Annotated in this window: 17 protein-coding genes and 1 pseudogene; 15 read left to right on the forward strand and 3 right to left on the reverse strand. The window is 41.6% G+C overall.

Features of this window, described 5'->3' with window-relative positions:
• Positions 1-19: 19 nt before the first annotated feature.
• On the forward strand, positions 20-910 hold the full coding sequence (locus DP091_RS27835; RefSeq protein WP_181469936.1) for a DMT family transporter: 891 nt from the start codon (positions 20-22) through the stop codon (positions 908-910).
• 343 nt (positions 911-1,253) lie between these two features.
• Complete coding sequence (locus DP091_RS27840; RefSeq protein ID WP_113061310.1) at positions 1,254-1,814, forward strand: Crp/Fnr family transcriptional regulator; 561 nt, start codon at positions 1,254-1,256, stop codon at positions 1,812-1,814.
• A 7-nt stretch (positions 1,815-1,821) separates the two neighbouring features.
• Here the strand turns inward: DP091_RS27840 and DP091_RS27845 are convergent.
• Positions 1,822-2,477, reverse strand: a pseudogene (locus DP091_RS27845) (DUF4386 domain-containing protein).
• A gap of 584 nt (positions 2,478-3,061) precedes the next feature.
• Between DP091_RS27845 and pyrH the strand changes: the two are divergent.
• From pyrH to DP091_RS27860, 3 genes are all read left to right on the forward strand, one after another.
• A complete protein-coding gene (pyrH, locus tag DP091_RS27850) occupies positions 3,062-3,799 on the forward strand; it encodes a UMP kinase (RefSeq protein ID WP_113061311.1) in 738 nt (245 codons plus the stop codon).
• Positions 3,800-4,162: 363 nt separating this feature from the next.
• Positions 4,163-5,473, forward strand: coding sequence for an alkaline phosphatase (locus DP091_RS27855; protein WP_306438136.1), 1,311 nt, complete (start codon positions 4,163-4,165; stop codon positions 5,471-5,473).
• Between the two features lie 309 nt (positions 5,474-5,782).
• On the forward strand, positions 5,783-6,148 hold the full coding sequence (locus DP091_RS27860; protein ID WP_181469937.1) for a hypothetical protein: 366 nt from the start codon (positions 5,783-5,785) through the stop codon (positions 6,146-6,148).
• Between the two features lie 249 nt (positions 6,149-6,397).
• Here the strand turns inward: DP091_RS27860 and DP091_RS27865 are convergent, their stop codons facing one another.
• Positions 6,398-7,192 carry a TetR/AcrR family transcriptional regulator gene (locus tag DP091_RS27865; RefSeq protein ID WP_113061312.1) on the reverse strand — a complete coding sequence of 265 codons (795 nt, stop codon included), beginning with the start codon at positions 7,190-7,192 and terminating at the stop codon, positions 6,398-6,400.
• A gap of 237 nt (positions 7,193-7,429) precedes the next feature.
• On the opposite strand from DP091_RS27865, the gene DP091_RS27870 reads away from it, so the two are divergent.
• From DP091_RS27870 to DP091_RS27885, 4 genes are all read left to right on the forward strand, one after another.
• Positions 7,430-8,404, forward strand: coding sequence for an ATP-binding cassette domain-containing protein (locus tag DP091_RS27870; protein ID WP_113061313.1), 975 nt, complete (start codon positions 7,430-7,432; stop codon positions 8,402-8,404).
• A 2-nt stretch (positions 8,405-8,406) separates the two neighbouring features.
• A complete protein-coding gene (locus tag DP091_RS27875) occupies positions 8,407-9,249 on the forward strand; it encodes an ABC transporter permease (RefSeq protein ID WP_113061314.1) in 843 nt (280 codons plus the stop codon).
• Positions 9,250-9,673: 424 nt separating this feature from the next.
• Positions 9,674-9,952 (forward strand): hypothetical protein, encoded by a 279-nt coding sequence (locus tag DP091_RS27880; protein ID WP_181469938.1) that lies wholly within the window; start codon positions 9,674-9,676, stop codon positions 9,950-9,952.
• Between the two features lie 31 nt (positions 9,953-9,983).
• Positions 9,984-10,736: an IS3 family transposase gene (locus DP091_RS27885; RefSeq protein ID WP_113061315.1), complete on the forward strand. Its 753-nt coding sequence runs from the start codon at positions 9,984-9,986 to the stop codon at positions 10,734-10,736.
• A gap of 60 nt (positions 10,737-10,796) precedes the next feature.
• Here the strand turns inward: DP091_RS27885 and DP091_RS27890 are convergent, their stop codons facing one another.
• Entirely contained in the window at positions 10,797-11,237 is a 441-nt protein-coding gene (locus DP091_RS27890; protein WP_113061316.1) for an Rrf2 family transcriptional regulator, read from the reverse strand.
• A gap of 216 nt (positions 11,238-11,453) precedes the next feature.
• Here DP091_RS27890 and DP091_RS27895 point away from each other — a divergent pair, with 216 nt between their 5' ends.
• From DP091_RS27895 to DP091_RS27920, 6 genes are all read left to right on the forward strand, one after another.
• Complete coding sequence (locus DP091_RS27895) at positions 11,454-12,092, forward strand: NAD(P)-dependent oxidoreductase (protein WP_113061317.1); 639 nt, start codon at positions 11,454-11,456, stop codon at positions 12,090-12,092.
• A 114-nt stretch (positions 12,093-12,206) separates the two neighbouring features.
• Entirely contained in the window at positions 12,207-12,860 is a 654-nt protein-coding gene (locus DP091_RS27900) for a DsbA family oxidoreductase (protein WP_113061318.1), read from the forward strand.
• A 13-nt stretch (positions 12,861-12,873) separates the two neighbouring features.
• Positions 12,874-13,218, forward strand: coding sequence for a DoxX family protein (locus DP091_RS27905; RefSeq protein WP_113061319.1), 345 nt, complete (start codon positions 12,874-12,876; stop codon positions 13,216-13,218).
• Between the two features lie 21 nt (positions 13,219-13,239).
• Positions 13,240-13,944, forward strand: a complete 705-nt coding sequence (locus tag DP091_RS27910; protein WP_113061320.1) for an FAD-dependent thymidylate synthase — start codon at positions 13,240-13,242, stop codon at positions 13,942-13,944.
• Positions 13,945-14,336: 392 nt separating this feature from the next.
• Positions 14,337-14,741 carry an Rrf2 family transcriptional regulator gene (locus DP091_RS27915; protein WP_113061321.1) on the forward strand — a complete coding sequence of 135 codons (405 nt, stop codon included), beginning with the start codon at positions 14,337-14,339 and terminating at the stop codon, positions 14,739-14,741.
• Positions 14,742-14,949: 208 nt separating this feature from the next.
• Positions 14,950-15,831 carry a nuclear transport factor 2 family protein gene (locus DP091_RS27920; RefSeq protein WP_113061322.1) on the forward strand — a complete coding sequence of 294 codons (882 nt, stop codon included), beginning with the start codon at positions 14,950-14,952 and terminating at the stop codon, positions 15,829-15,831.
• Positions 15,832-15,987: the final 156 nt, after the last annotated feature.

Here is a 15,987-nt window from a genome sequence, read left to right on the forward strand (position 1 = left end):
GTAAGAAAGGAAAATGGAGTTGAAACTATCTAAGACGCATGCAAATTTGGCCTTAATTATAGTAGCATTTCTATGGGGAACGAGTTTCACTTTTATCAAACAAGCCATTGCCGCAGGGATGCCTCCAGGGTTAATTAATACTTTCCGGGGTTTGATATTTGCATTACTCATTTATTTGTTTTTTTATAAAATCATAAATAAAATGACTTGTACTGAATTCCGGGTAGGCTTATTCGCTGGAGTAATCAACTGTATTGTTCTTCAGTTACAATCAGCTGGGCTAAAGTATACAACACCTAGTCATAGTGCATTTTTAACAGCTATGTATGTCGTTATACTTCCCTTTGTTACATGGCTAGTATTTCGAAAACAACCTGCTAAAAAAAGTTATATTTCGATTGCTCTATGCCTCTTAGGGATGGCATATCTAACTGGAATTGTTGAGGACGAATTTCATGTCCAGTTAGGAGACTGGTTTTCTGTATTAGCGGCCTTGGCCTTATCCTTTCAGATCGTTTATTATGGGCATTTTGCCACTGGTGCACGACCTCAAATCGTTGCTTTTATGTTAGGAATAACGCAGTTAACTATGAGTGGGGTTTATTCATTATTAATTGAAAGTGCAGATTACCCGTTGATCAATTGGTCACAAGCAATTATACCAGTAATAATATTGGGGGTAAGTGCTTCATTTCTAGCTCAGACATTACAAATATATAGCCAAAAATACACTGATGTGGTTACAACTGGACTAATCTTAATGACTGAATCCTTATTTGCGAGTGTAGTATCCATTTCCTTCGGAATTGAGCAACTAACAAATAGATTGATTTTTGGAGGAATATTAATCATTATTGGGTTATTGATTATACAATTTAATATGCAATGGTTAAAGATAAAAAGAAAATAAATGACAACCAAAAAAACATACCCATTGAAAGTCGCTAAAATAGCGGCTTTTTTGTTTTATCGGTACAAGTTCTTGTCCCGAGTCAAGGACAAGAACTTGTACCGATTGCCGTAAAGAACAAGAACATGAGCCTATTACCGATTAGATAAGTATCTAACTATGTTTCCATGTAATTTCATTAAGCTAACGGGCAGGATAGTTTAAGATCATTCACGGTGAACCGTATCACAAATAGTGGTAAAGCAACGAATGGAGATTGTAGTAGGTTGTATTAATCTAGGGTTATACTGTTAATTGGAGAGAGATGAAAGGAAGGCGAAAATGAAAGACATATTTCAAGCATATGACTAGATTGACATCCCCTAACGAAGAAGAACAACAAGCGATCGTTAATGAGATACATATTGAAGAATTTAAAAAGGGATCAATTCTCCTAAAACAAGGAGATGTGCCCACGAAATGTTATTTCGTCTTGAAGGGATGCGTAAGGCAGTACTCGATAGATGAAGCGGGAAGAGAAATCACATCGAATTTCTACACCGAAGAGCAAACCATTTCAATTTTCAATCATCATAAACTAGATAAGTCATCCGAATACACCTTCACTTACCTTGAAGATTCTGTGATGGTCGTTGGCGATTTAGATCCTGAAAAGGGCGTGTATAACAAATACGCTCAATTGGAATCTATGACACGCAAGATGATCGAGGAGAACTTTGGTCAAGTACAAGATGAATTCGCTGCTTTTATCGCTTCTTCACCTGAAGACCGCTTCAAAGGACTATTAATGAAACGCCCTTATTTAATCGATCGCGTACCCCAACATCAATTGGCGAGTTATCTCGGTATTACTCCAGAGTCATTAAGCAGAATTAAGAAAAGAGTTCATAAAGATAAAGATTAGCCAGATGTCACGCCTTTGCAGTGACTTTCCCTCCTCTGAACAGCGGCCATAACCCAAAGCCTAATTCTCCAACAATCATAGGTACAGTAAATACAAATTCAAGTATCGTAAAGATTCCATGGTCGTGTGGACGAAACGTGTTGTACAGGTGAATGACAATATAACCTATTGAAGCAATCAACAATAGGATGCTAATCAATTTAGGTACGCTGTCTGATTTGAGAGCCACCCACCCTACAATCAGTGGATGCCCGCCAAAAACAATTAAACCAATGGACCATATTGAATCAAAGGCTTTCAGATACAACATAACTTGTACTTGAAGTTGTTCGTCGCAATTCCCAATATAGTCGCATAAGTAAGTCGGAGCCATGCACCGAGCAATGAAAGATTTCTATTAATTGGCTTTAGGAATATATAGAAAGACCAGGCGACCACAATGTTACAGATCAGGATGATGATCCAACCAAAGATTTCAGCTTTGAAAAGCATATTTTGTGAAATAATGTTCTGAAGTGTAGCGCTGGCATCCCCTTGCAACATAAGGCTTCCATGGACATAGCCATACGAAAAAAATGCTGCAAGCGCCATGATAATAAGTGATATGCCAGCAGTCAGAGCAGATTTTCGCAGATCGGATAGAACTTTTCCTGAGGTAACCATCAATAACCCCTCCTAATTATTAGTCGTGATTCCATTGTAATAGGAAGGTTTATGACGTTCATTGACTTAAGTCAATAGTGCGTATCATTTTGTGTTCATCATTATTTACAGATTAGGTGCGGTGAACCGTATCATAAATAAGGGCAAGTTTTTTGCGTAATTCCTTGCGGGGCTTGGGATAAATTCGCTCTTAGCTTTGTCTTCAAGTTCAACCCTTAGCTGCTTGAAGTAATCTTGGACAATTTCGAGGAGCGCCTGCGGAATTGCTTTGGCATGGCGAAGCTTTTAAATCCTGATACGTAAAGATGATACGCAAAACAAATACCTCCTTAAGAAACAGAAATAGAGCCCCTTAGAAAAGGAGCTCATGTAAAAAATGTATGAAATTCTGCAACTTTCGATGTTGCGTTTTACTCCCACACAGTATAGAATGAATTGATGACAAATTACTGGAAGGAGAGGGAATATGAGGTGGAAACGGGAGACTTACAATAAGTCGATTGTTACAATTTCATATTCTCGTTCCATTAAAACACTAAAGCATTCGTTGCTTTAGTGTTTTTTATTTGCGCGGAGGTGTTAATTTGACAAGGTACAAAAGAGTTCTTATTAAACTAAGTGGTGGAGCAGTCGCCGGAAACACGGACTTTGGTTTTGAGCCTGAGAGGTTGGACCATATTGCCAATGAAATTATGTCAGTTGTGAATCTAGGTGTTGAGGTATCATTAGTTATAGGTGGAGGGAATATTTTTCGCGGTAATATGGCGGAAAGCTGGGGAATAGAAAGAGCAGAAGCTGATAACATCGGGACGCTTGCGACTGTTATTAATAGCTTGATGCTTCGAGGAGTTCTTAAAGCCAAATCAAACAAAGAAGTTCGTGTAATGACAGCAATACCTATTACATCAGTTGCAGAACCATACATCAGACTAAGGGCAGTTCACCATCTGGAAAAGGGCTACATAGTAATTTTTGCGGGAGGAAACGGGCAACCCTACGTTACAACAGATTATCCTTCCGTTCAAAGGGCAATCGAAGTTAATTGTGATGCTTTGTTAGTTGCAAAACAAGGCGTAGATGGTGTTCTCAATGCTGACCCTAAGTTCGACAAAGAAGCAAGGAAGTTTAGGTCAGTTCACTACAACGATGTTTTAAAATATAACTTGAAGGTAATGGATCAATCAGCTTTCATCTTAGCTAGAGACTACAATCTGCCAATGCATGTGTTTAATTTTGACAAGCCGGGCTCAATGAAAGAAATTTGTGAAGGGAAAGATAATGGAACGATAATTAGCGGTGAGTCAATTTTGGAATTGGAATGAGTTGAAGATTATGAGGGGGATAACAGCGCTCCTTCTTTTTCGAAATACTTGCCGTTACAGACAGCGCGGAGATTAATTCTTACACGAAAAAGCAAACAGGATATTCAGTGAAAAATCAGCAGAACCCAGAATTTCTTTTAATTAAATGAATGGAGGAAGGAAGTCGTGTTCTACCGTAAGGGTTTCGAAGTCTCGGAGACTAAAGTGTGACGCTGAGGGTATAGAATTTATATTCGTCTCCCTGGAGGAAGTGTCCAGTTGTAATTGAATATTGTCCAGTCAAAATAATTTACACTTCAAAAATACTGAGTTTATATTTAAGAGTTATATTAAATTGGAATTAATTTATAGGGAGGGTAAATAGTGAACAAATTCAAAAAAAATGTAGTAATGATCGCGGCAGCTTCTGTAATAGCGGTAGGGACTTTTGCCGGGACCCATTTGCCGCTATCACATGCGAAAGCGAACTCAAATGATAAAGGAAAAGCTAAAAATGTCATCTTCATGGTTCCCGATGGTTTTTCCGCTTCCTATGCAACCAATTACCGTTGGTTTAAGGGTGAAGAAACCCTTTTGGACTCCATACTGGTTGGTATGCACCGTACCTATTCTGCAAACTCTGAGATCACCGATTCAGCCGCTGCCGGAACAGCATTTGCGGCCGGTGTAAAAACAAATAATGGAATGATCAGCACTTCTCCTGAAGGTAAAAAGCTGAAAACGATTCTCGAAACCGCTGAAGAAGAAGGTAAAGCGTCTGGATTAGTTGCAACTTCAACGATTACACATGCGACACCGGCTGTGTTCGCATCACACGTGGCCACCCGTGCGGATGAGGCGGGGATCGCACCCCAACTTATTGATAATGATGTGGATGTCATCCTGGGCGGAGGAAAAAAGTATTTCCCTGAATCTCTTCTAGATCAGGCGGGAGAAAAGGGCTACCAGTATATATCGAACAAAAAAGACTTAAGTAAAGCCAAAAAGTCTGATAAAGTAATTGGTTTGTTTGCTGAAGATGCCATGGCACCGGAATTGGATCGTGACACGACCAATCAGCCAAGCCTTAGAGAAATGACGGAAACGGCATTGGAGGTTCTTAACAAGGATAAAGACGGATTCTTCCTAATGGTTGAAGGAAGCCAAATTGATTGGGCAGGCCATGATCATGATGCAGCGTGGGCAATGAAAGATTCGAAAGCATTCGAGCAGGCATTGGAAGCAGCATTGGAATTTGCAAAGAAGGATAAAAACACCTTGATTGTTGTAGCAGGCGACCATGATACTGGCGGTATGGCAGTTGGTGGCTATGGTCAGGGAGATGTGAAACTAGAAGTCCTTCGCAACGTAACAGCTACCGGCGATTTTATGGTAACGAAGTTGAATGCAACCCGCAGTAATGTAAAAGAGGTAGTGAAACAATATACAAATTTAGATCTTACCGATGCAGAGGTTCAAAAAATTAAATCCGCAGAAAAACCGGATATCGCCATCAATGAAGTGATCTCGGAACGGGCTAATATAGGATGGACAAGCTATAACCACACAGGTGTTGATATTCCGCTCTACGCATTTGGTCCAGGTGCTGATCTCTTTAGAGGTCTGCATCAAAATACAGATTTACCGGTGTTAATGGCACAAGCTATGAAAATTAACTTCACGCCGGGAAACTAAAGTCGATCGGGTGACATCAAAATAATTAGCGCTAAATGTTCTACCACCTTTACGAAATCCGCAAGCTCGGGTAAATTTCCTGCCTTAAGGTTTGCGGGACTGCGGAAGTCAAACAGTTTTGTGACGGACTCCTAAAATCAAACGGTAATTATCGGATAAATCTACCGAGATTGGAATTGTACACGAGCCATAACTTTAAATGAACGATTCTTGGTTTCCACGAACCCGGAATCGTTTATTTTTTGATATTTAGGATAATCGCAGTAATAGTTTTTGAATATTATTACATCATGAATATGAGCAAAATTGATGGACTATAAGGAGAGGTTATACAAGAACCAAATCCCTTTTATGGAGTTTCCAAGCATTAAAGAAGCCTTCTACAGGTTGGCACCTTCCGTAAATGACATGGGAGAGAACTTTTGGGGAGCAAGACGTTTGAAATCTCCGGAAGAGTTAATATTAGGTGCGCCTATTGATGCAAGAACAAATGATTTCACGATGAGAGCTATCGCTTTTGGATTACTTGGCGGCGAAATGGATCATTCGTTTTCAAAATGGGAGGCAAACAGCTTACTATACGAAGTCGCTATACGAGCAGTTACTAAGGATCGAAGACAACGATATAAAACTATTTATGAAATAAAAAATGCTTGGGGTTCAGTTAAAAACTAAACTACGATCACAATCACAATCCAAATGAACAACCACACAAGGCTGCCATTTACAAAACGGCAGCCTTGTTCTATCAGTTATATATCAACTTATTATTTTGCAACCTAAAAACATGTCGGGTGACAAAAACATAGTAACATTAGAAGTCGCTGATTATGCTGAAGCTACTGCCCTGCGTAACGAGTAGTCGTTCATCTCTATCGGGACATCCGGTTTCGTCGTAGGGATCCCCAAAATCCACTTCAGGTGTTATTCACCAGCATGATCACCGCTGGACGTAATGCCTCCGTTCCGGGCGATCAGCAGGCCCGTCCCATCGATGATCCGCTCCAGACCGAAAGTGTACGCATGCTCCGGATTATACGCATTCTGATGGGCTTGGCCAGCGGCCTCACCGACGCGGGACGCGACCGGAAACCGCTGCCAGTCAACGATATGCTCCATGACGGGCTCATAGTTCAGCCACCATTCGTCATCGTCCATTCCCGTCGCAATCCGCGTCGACTTCATGCTGTTTCGCAAGCGGGCACAACTCTCGACATGCATCAAGATCAAGGACAAGGTCGAATCCATCTCGATATCGGTCAGTCCGATTCCATCCAAAGCCCTTAGCTCCACCTCGTATTTCTGAATCATGTGCGGTCCGAGAACCGGACGGCGGCCGGATAAATCTACGATCCAAGGATGCTTCATGAACTGCTCCCAATTGACTTTCGCGATATAGCGGACCGCTTCCCGCCAATCCCCTCCCGCCTCGGACCGGATATCCCCGGTTTCGTACAGTCCAGCGTTCACCGCGTCCATCATCAGGTCCAGCAGCTCGTTTTTTGCGGGAACATAGGTGTATAACGACATTGCGCCAACGCCCAGCCGGTCGGCCACTTTCCGCATCGACAGCTGCTCGATGCCCTCTTCGTCCGCGATGTCCATGCCGGCCGATACGATTTTGCGAACCGTAAGGCCTGTTCGGCCAGGCGTCGTCTGGGGTCCCCAGAGCAGGTGGAGGGCTCGAACAGGATCATGCTCTCGTCTATTTACGCTCATATCCGTCATGACTCCATTCCGTTGTAAGTAGTATACACACATTCTACCACATCCCCGCTTTGAAAAAACAATGTTCAGAAAAGGAGAAGGTCTGCCCTAAAATAAAGTATTGACAGCAAACCGTTATAAATCGTACACTGTACGGTATACTGTATGGGTATGTTGTTGATCGATGTGACTCCACTAGGATCTAATCGCTTTTAGCCATTACCCTGCAGACCAAAGGAGGAATGATCCATGGCGTCAAGCTTGGCCATTACGGCCCATGACGTGAGAAAAAATTTTGGCGGGGCAAAAGGCGGCCCCGGGCTAAACGGTTTCTCGCTGGAGGTGCCGAAGGGAACGATCTGCGGGCTGCTCGGCCACAACGGGGCGGGAAAAACGACGGCCGTCAAAGTATTCTCCACGCTTCTTCAGCCCGACAGCGGTCATGTTTCCGTCGCCGGATTTGATGTGAGGACCCAAGGAGCTCGCGTGCGGGAGCGAATCGGGCTTGTCGGCCAATACGCGGCGATCGACGAAGCGCTGACCGGTAGACAAAACCTGGAGATGTTCGGCCGCTTAAGCCGCCTGCGGCCGAGACAGGCCCGCCTCCGGGCGGAGGAACTGCTCGCCCAATTCAGCCTATCCGGCTCGGGAGAGACCGCCGCCTCTAAATATTCCGGAGGCATGCGGCGACGGTTGGATCTGGCGGCCAGCCTGATCGTCTCCCCGGACGTGCTATTCGTCGACGAGCCGACGACTGGTCTTGACCCAATCGCAAGGCAGGAGGTATGGGATTCCATCCGATCACTCCGCGATGCGGGAGCAACCGTGCTGCTGACGACCCAATATCTCGAAGAAGCCGATCAGCTTGCTGACAGCATCTCGATTATGCGATCGGGAAGAGTCGTGGCCGAAGGAACCCCTGATGATCTGAAATCTGCCTTCGGCGGCGACAGGCTGGAAATCGCCCTGTACAGCAAGGACGATGCCGGCGTTGCTGCAAACATCCTGGAGCGCATTGCCGGAGCGCCGATGATGACCGACGAGGCCGACTACCGGCTAAGCGTCCCGGTCAGTGACCGTACCGGCACACTCATCAAGGCGGCCGCCGCCTTCGCCGAAGCCGGCCTGGAGCCCAAGGACATGCTACTGCGGCGGCCGACGCTCGACGAGGTATTCATCCACATAACCGGTAAGTCCAAAACTAAGTTCGAACAGGAGGCTTAAGCATGATCCCTCAATCGCATGAACTTCCTTCCGCACCGGTCAACCGCTCCCTCGGAGCCCGATTCCGCTATGCCGTCAGCGACGTGTGGGTCCTTACGCTGCGGGAACTGCAGCATTGGCGGGGGCAGCCAGGCTTGATCATGATCAACTGGCTATTCCCCGTCCTGATGGTGTTGATGTTCGGGCTTCTGTTCGGAGGAGCGCTCCGCGTGCCGGACAATGGGTCGTACTTCGAATTCCTGATGCCGGGCATGTACGCGATGGCGATGTTGTTCGGGGTTGAAAGCACGGTCATGGCGGTTACCGCCGATGCATCCAAAGGTGTCACCGACCGATTCCGGTCGATGCCCATGAACGCTTCGGCCGTCCTCCTCGGACGATGCACCGCCGATATGCTCAATTCCGTCGTCGGACTCACGGTGCTGGTTGCGACGGGACTCCTACTCGGCTGGCGCTGGCATGATGGCCTTGCAAATGCGGTTACTGCATTTGCCCTGCTCCTGCTGCTGCGTTTCGCCTTACTGTGGGTAGGCGTATACATCGGCCTCAAGGCAAGCAGTCCCCATGCCGTCTCCGCGGTCCAGCTCCTCGTCTGGCCGGTCGGCTTCCTGTCGAACGTGTTCGTCGACCCGTCGACGATGCCGGCATGGCTGGGCGCGGTTGCGGAATGGAATCCGCTGTCCGCCAGCGCTACAGCTGCCCGGGAGCTGTTTCTCAATCCCGGCTGGCAGGGAAGCTCCTGGATGTCGCAGCATGCCGTCCTGCTATCGATCGCTTGGCCGCTGCTGCTTATCGCCGTGTTCCTTCCCTTGTCGGTTCGCTGTTATCGGAGGCTTAGCCGGTAAGATGCCAAACCGTTTCGGGACGGGATAAATCGGATGGAAATGACGACAATACCGATAAAACGGAAGTACGCGCAGAATTACGCATAGAAGCGAGCCCTTGAACTGGGCGCGGAACTGCCCTGAAACTGCAGAGAATTTCCCGGAACTGATCATTGAATTTCCCCCGGTACAACGCTACGGAACTGCGTGAAGAGCGGGTCTGCCTTGCACCATAAGCAGACCCGCTCTTTTTGGCAAAGGCGGCAGCCCTAGGTCCACCTTGTATCACCTAAACATATGATTCAACAGCTTCAACACCATTGCGGATGTTTAGTAATAGAAAATATTTTGCTCATTAGCATGATCATTCTATTAGGTCATTCAGGCGTTTTCATGGTATACACCTTTTAAGTATTTTCATGCAAATGATGAGGAGTTCGATACAATGAAATGCATCATTTTTGATCTAGACGGTACTAACGATCATTTCGGAATTCAAGATGAGGGTCGGATGAAGCATTGGATGCGCAAATACCGTGAAAAAGGTGAATTTGGTCTGTTAGATCAACGCGGAAGACGGAAGGAATATATAGATCAAGAGCGATATGTTCAACAATTGAAACGGGAAAATGCGATGCTAAAAAAGTGTTTAGAAATCTGGATACGGGAGGCAAAGAGCAGCGGTTCAAGCTTATCGAACAAACGGCAGACATCGGCCAAGTAGTAAACGTCTCTAAAAGTGTTACTACGCGTATTTGAAGCGAAAAAAGATAGATCGAAATGCAGAGGATAAACAACTCATACGCAAAGTGTACAAACGATACGAAGGAAAGTATGGATACCGACAGATTCAGCTGTTCTTGTGGCAAGATGAAGGGGTATGGATGAACCACAAGAAGGTACTACGCCTGATGCAAAAGCTTGGCCTTCAAGCCAGCATTCGCCAGAAACGTCGATTTAACATGACGTATAAAGCTGCCGAACGGGTGGCTGAGAATCTGCTTCAGCGGAAGTTCACTTCCGAAAAACCAAACCAGAAGTGGGTGACAGATGTGACTCAATACCGGGTTGGCGAGCGCTGGCTCTATCTTTCAGCCGTGAAAGACCTATTTAACAACGAAATTGTGGCTTACGAACTTAGTGAACGGAATGACAATGAGCTGGTACTTCGAACATTTTCCAAAGCGTTCTCCAAGCAAAAAGACGTGACTGAATTGATCGTTCACAGCGACCAAGGATTCCAGTACACGTCTCATGCCTACCACGACATGCTGCCGAAGGTTGGTGCCCAAATCAGCATGTCTCGTCAAGGCAATTGTTTAGACAACGCCTCTATGGAGAGTTTCTTCTCGCATCTCAAAACGGAAGGACTCTATCCTTATGATATACGAAATTTGCTAGAGGCACAAAGGCGAATTGAGAAATATATCCGTTTTTACAACCGAAAACGGCCACAGCGTAAATTAAACAAAATGACGCCGATAGAGTATCGACGTCATTTTGGATAGGTGTTTTTTCAATGTCCACTAAATGGGGTCTTGACCAAGAGGAATGCCGTTTTTTTATTTTTAATTATTATTCAATTTCTCTCTTTCAATAATATCCCTTACTACGTCTTCAATGGTAACATTTCCGAGAGCTTTTTCTAATGCCGTTTGAGCAATTTCTAACAGAGGCCCTATTGTATTTTGAATATTTCTACCAACGGGGCATTGAGGATTAGGATTTTCATGAATGCTAAACAATTCTTTGTCTTGGACAACATTAACTGCTTTATAGACATCCAGTAATGTAATTTCGGATAATTTTCTTCGTAATTCAGCTCCTGCGATACCCGGTCGAACTTTTACTAACTCTGCATTTTTAAGCATTCCCATAATTTTTCTAATCACTGCTGGGTTTGTATTTACACTATCCGCTAAAAACTCTGAGGTGCTAACACCACCCTTATTTATTTCAATTAGAGCCAATATATGAATACCAACGGAGAATCTGCTGCTGATGGACAACTTAAGTCACCTTTCTTTAAATAGCTATTTCATTCATGATAACATACCTGTAATTAATTTTATTACAAGTGTGTTCATACTATTAATTATGAATAGACGATTAGCGGAATAGGAATATTATTTATAAGTTAAAGTATTGACACACGATTTACATGTAACTATAATGGTTACATGTAATCGAATTGGTTACATACAATATTCTTAGGAGGTTATAAAATGAGAATTGCAATTATTGGAGCAAGTGGTAAAGCAGGAAGTTTTATTATGGAAGAAGCTGTTAATCGTGGACATGAAGTAACAGCTATTGTAAGAGATACTTCAAAACTAAAAGATAAAAGCGTTTCGGTTATAGAAAAAAATATATTTGATCTTACATCTGATGATGTGAAAAATTTCGACGTAGTGGTTAACGCCTTTGGTGCGCCTCTAGGAGAAGAGCAAGCACACGTCGATGCTGGTCATGCTTTAATTGAGGCAATAAAAGGGACAAATACAAGAGCCATTATTGTAGGTGGAGCAGGAAGCCTTTACGTAGACGAAAATAAAACAATTACGGTAATGGAAACACCTGATTTTCCAGATATATTTATTCCTACAGCTAAAGGGCAAGGACGTAACTTACAAGAATTAGAGGAAACTTCTAATATTGCATGGACATTTATTAGTCCTTCTGCGATGTTTGATGCGGAAGGAAAAAGAACTGGTTCATATAAGTCTGGAAAAGACCATCTTCTGGTTAATTCAAAAGGTGAAAGTTATATCAGCTATGCAGACTATGCTATTGCAGTAGTCGATGAAATTGAAAATCCTCAACATATAAATGGTCGTTTTACAGTTGTCGGTGAAGCAGAATAAAAAGCTCTATTTGAAATCAAAATACCATTGGTCATAGGCTAATGGTATTTGATTTAATCTATAGTTTAATGAAAAACGGGAAAATTTTATATCTTTAGTTAGGAGGGCAATTAAATGACATTAAAGGTTAAAATTTATTCAGATTATGTATGCCCATTTTGTTTTTTAGGTAAAGACCAATTTGAAAAGGCGATTGATGGAAAAGATGTTGAGGTAGAGTGGATGCCGTACGAATTACGACCAAGACCTTTACAACCATTAGACCCAGTAAATGATCCTTCTAAATTAGCTTTGTGGGAACATTCCATTTATCCCAGAATTGAAGCATGGGGTGTAGACATGAAATTACCAAACGTTTCTCCTCATCCGTATACAGATTTAGCGCATGAAGGGTTCCACTTTGCTAAAGAACACCATAAAGCGAAAGAATATAATGACCGATTGTATAAAGCTTTCTTTCAAGAAGAAAAAAATATTGGTGATATTGGGGTATTAACAGCTCTCGCTAAAGAAGTCGGACTTGATGAAACGAAATTCAAAGAGGCACTAGTAACAAGAAAATACCGTGAAACACAACAACAGGCCCTAAAACACGCCTACGAAGAAGCACAAATTACCGGAGTTCCCACGTTTATTATTGGGGAAGAGCGTATTTCTGGAGCTGCTAGTAAAGAGGTGTTTGAAAAAGTAATCGAACAGGAAAGCCAAAAGGTAAAAACGAATGACTTTGATGTTATTCAATGCACCCTTGATGGTAATTCTTGCTGAGGAGGGATAATGAATGCTTTTATTCACTTTAATTATACAAGTTGTTATTGGGACGCTATTTGCGTTCCTTTCTTTTCTGGCGTTCACGGGAGCTAACTATACAAAAGAAAAAATGACACATTTACAATTACCTGCTTATTTCCGCTATGTAACAGGCTTCGTCCAATTAATGGGCGGACTGTTTATGCAGGTTGGTATTTGGTACACAACTGCTGCTGTAGTAGGCGGAGTTTGGATCTCGATGATTATGTTGGTTGGTATCGTATTAAGAATGAGGGCACGTGAATCCATTCTATCCATAACCCCAGCTATTATTATAGGTGTATTATCCATCACTGTAAGTGTAGTTAACATTTAAGCAGTAAACGGGGGAGTGAAATTGGAATATTCATTAGACAATTTACCAAAGCAAGACTGGGAGAAAATACTTGAAGCAAAATTTGAGTATTTAGGCGAAACGCTTAAAGTATACTCAGTCATTCCGCAAGCAAAGTTAATCGCTGTACCGATGATGGTCGGAATTTATAATGGACTTTCTGCAGATGCCGTTTTAGTAAAGGCATTTGAGAAAAATTATAAAACACCTTCTAAACCTAAAGTTGTAGAAAATTATGGATTTGTACAACAACATGCCGAACCAATTGAATTATTATCGTTTATTTATGAATTTATCTTTGATAGGGCAACAGAGGCTGAAATGAATAGGTATCGGCACAATTCTAAAAACTACGAAAGCGGTCGATATATTAATTATATAAAGCATGGTTTAACAATAGTGTTTCCTGATGATTGTCACACAGAGCAGGAACGTAGAGAATTTTTAGAGGAAACCGTCATACCAGATTTCAAATCGTATATAAAAGTTTTGAAGAATAAAGGAAAGAAACAAGAAGCTCGCCGAAGGCTAGGGTTTTATGTAGCTGTAGAAAGCATATTTGGCATTAACTTGCGTTCTTTGTGGCATATGGCCCGTCAGAGAAGTCATGAGTTATCCCCAAATGGTCGTGAAGCAGAGCCGCAAATTAGCAAAGTTGTAACAGAGGCAGTAAAATTGATTGAACCCTCATTTACCTCAATTTTATAATAGTTTACTAATGCAAATAAAAAAAGGGTATCGATAATAACTTTTAAACAAATGGTAGTCGTGGGTTTGTGAATAAATATACTTATAGTAATGGAGCTTTAATGAACGAATGGTTTTATGCAGCAAGAAGGCTTTTTAAGTAGCGAAGTGTTTATTTAAATCGCTTTATAAATTCCAATATAACTGTTAAAATGACCAATGCCAATCCTTTATTGAAAAGGGATTGACGTTGGTCGTAACTATATATAGTTGTCTGTATTTGGTATTAATTACTTACTGACTTTCATCTTCAACATTTCTATTTTAGAAGAGTGGTGTTCCCTTTTATTTATGCAGTAAGTTGACAAGTATATATATAAGTAACTAATATTGTAAAAAGGGAGTGATTATACATGATTAATACTCGTCTTTCTGTTGCAATCCATATCCTGGCTTTAGTCGCTTTTAATTCCAAGCTGTCTTCTGAGCAGATTGCTGATAGTGTGACTACCAATCCAGTTGTCATTAGAAGGATTAGCAGTAATTTAAAAAAAGCTGGTTTATTAACTTCTAGAGCTGGAGTATCTGGCTTTTCTTTAACTAGAGACCCGAAAGATATTACGTTATTAGACATCTATAAAGCTGTTAATCTAGAAAAAGAATTATTTTCCATACATGATAAACCAAATCCTGATTGCCCTGTTGGGAAGACAATACAAGGTACATTGGATGTTACTTTTAAAAGTGTCCAATCCGCAATGGAAAACGAATTGAATAATAAAACGCTTCAAGAAGTTATGGATCATCTCTTTAAATAAAGAGATGATTTTTTATCTAAACTATAATGAATTTAAAAATTAACGTTGACAAAACGAGTTGTAACTATTATAGTTACATATAGGTTGATCAACCCAATAATAAAAAAGTTTCTCTCATAAAAAGGTGAGAGTTAATTTTTAAACTAAGTTGTAACTAAAGTAGTTACAACTAACGAAAAACATCATAGAATATTAAGGAGTGGGTAAAATGAATAAGACTATTTTATCAATAAGTCTTTTCTTAGTTTTAGCTATTGTATTAGCGGCATGTGGTAATAATAGCTCAGAAACAGAAAGTAATTCTAATCAAAATCAGGAGGTTAGCGAATTGACGAATAAAGAAAAAGCTGTAGCAGTATTGGAGAGTCTAGAAAGTGGAGAGAAAGAGGCAATCGAAAGTTTTGTAAGCTCTGAAACATATATACAACATAATTTAAATTTTGAAAATGGAAGAGAAGGATTGACGGGTTCTTTAGACTATCTAAAGTCAATTGGAACAAAGGTTGAGGTTAAGCGTGTTATCGAAGATGGAGAACTAGTAGCGGTACACTCAGAATATGAACTTAATGGTCCAAAAGCGATCTTTGATATCTTTAGATTTGAGAACGGACAAATTGTTGAGCATTGGGATAATATTCAGGAACTTGTTACGGATACAGCCAATGGACACACAATGCTTGATGGGGAAACTGAAATAAAAGATATAGATAAAACAGCTGAAAACAAAAAACTAGTTGAGAATTTTGTGAAAGATGTTTTGATGGGACAAAATCCTGATAAATTAACTTCGTATTTCGATGGAGATAATTATATCCAACATAACCCCTATATTGCTGACGGTTTAACTGGGCTAGGAAAAGCTCTAGAAGAATGGGCAAAACAAGGGATTACAATGCAGTATGATAAAGTTCATTTAGTAGTGGCAGAAGGTAATTTTGTATTAACGGTAAGTGAAGGTACATTAGGAGGCACTCATACTTCATTCTATGACTTATTTAGAGTGGAGAATGGAAAGGTCGCAGAACACTGGGATATACTAGAAACGATTCCAGCGGAAGATGAGTGGAAAAATAGCAACGGGAAGTTTTAACAGATTATAATATAAAGGGAACTTAGGTGAAATATGTTTATTTGAAAGTATTCTCTAAAAGTAATCTTAGATAAATAATGATAATAATAAAGTTAACGGAGGACTATAAAATGAATATATTGACATTTATTAGTCCTTCTACAGACTACGCAGACT

Source organism: Paenibacillus sp. MDMC362 (genome assembly GCF_003269305.1).
Classification (GTDB): domain Bacteria; phylum Bacillota; class Bacilli; order Paenibacillales; family Paenibacillaceae; genus Paenibacillus_AQ.

Excerpts from the sequence above, each read along its gene's own strand:
- DP091_RS27840 (WP_113061310.1), top strand. The coding sequence starts at position 1,254 with ATGACTAGATTGACATCCCCTAACGAAGAAGAACAACAAGCGATCGTT.
- DP091_RS27860 (WP_181469937.1), top strand. The coding sequence starts at position 5,783 with ATGGACTATAAGGAGAGGTTATACAAGAACCAAATCCCTTTTATGGAG.
- DP091_RS27865 (WP_113061312.1), bottom strand. The coding sequence starts at position 7,192 with ATGAGCGTAAATAGACGAGAGCATGATCCTGTTCGAGCCCTCCACCTG.
- DP091_RS27870 (WP_113061313.1), top strand. The coding sequence starts at position 7,430 with ATGGCGTCAAGCTTGGCCATTACGGCCCATGACGTGAGAAAAAATTTT.
- DP091_RS27875 (WP_113061314.1), top strand. The coding sequence starts at position 8,407 with ATGATCCCTCAATCGCATGAACTTCCTTCCGCACCGGTCAACCGCTCC.
- DP091_RS27880 (WP_181469938.1), top strand. The coding sequence starts at position 9,674 with ATGAAATGCATCATTTTTGATCTAGACGGTACTAACGATCATTTCGGA.
- DP091_RS27895 (WP_113061317.1), top strand. The coding sequence starts at position 11,454 with ATGAGAATTGCAATTATTGGAGCAAGTGGTAAAGCAGGAAGTTTTATT.
- DP091_RS27900 (WP_113061318.1), top strand. The coding sequence starts at position 12,207 with ATGACATTAAAGGTTAAAATTTATTCAGATTATGTATGCCCATTTTGT.
- DP091_RS27905 (WP_113061319.1), top strand. The coding sequence starts at position 12,874 with ATGCTTTTATTCACTTTAATTATACAAGTTGTTATTGGGACGCTATTT.
- DP091_RS27915 (WP_113061321.1), top strand. The coding sequence starts at position 14,337 with ATGATTAATACTCGTCTTTCTGTTGCAATCCATATCCTGGCTTTAGTC.
- DP091_RS27920 (WP_113061322.1), top strand. The coding sequence starts at position 14,950 with ATGAATAAGACTATTTTATCAATAAGTCTTTTCTTAGTTTTAGCTATT.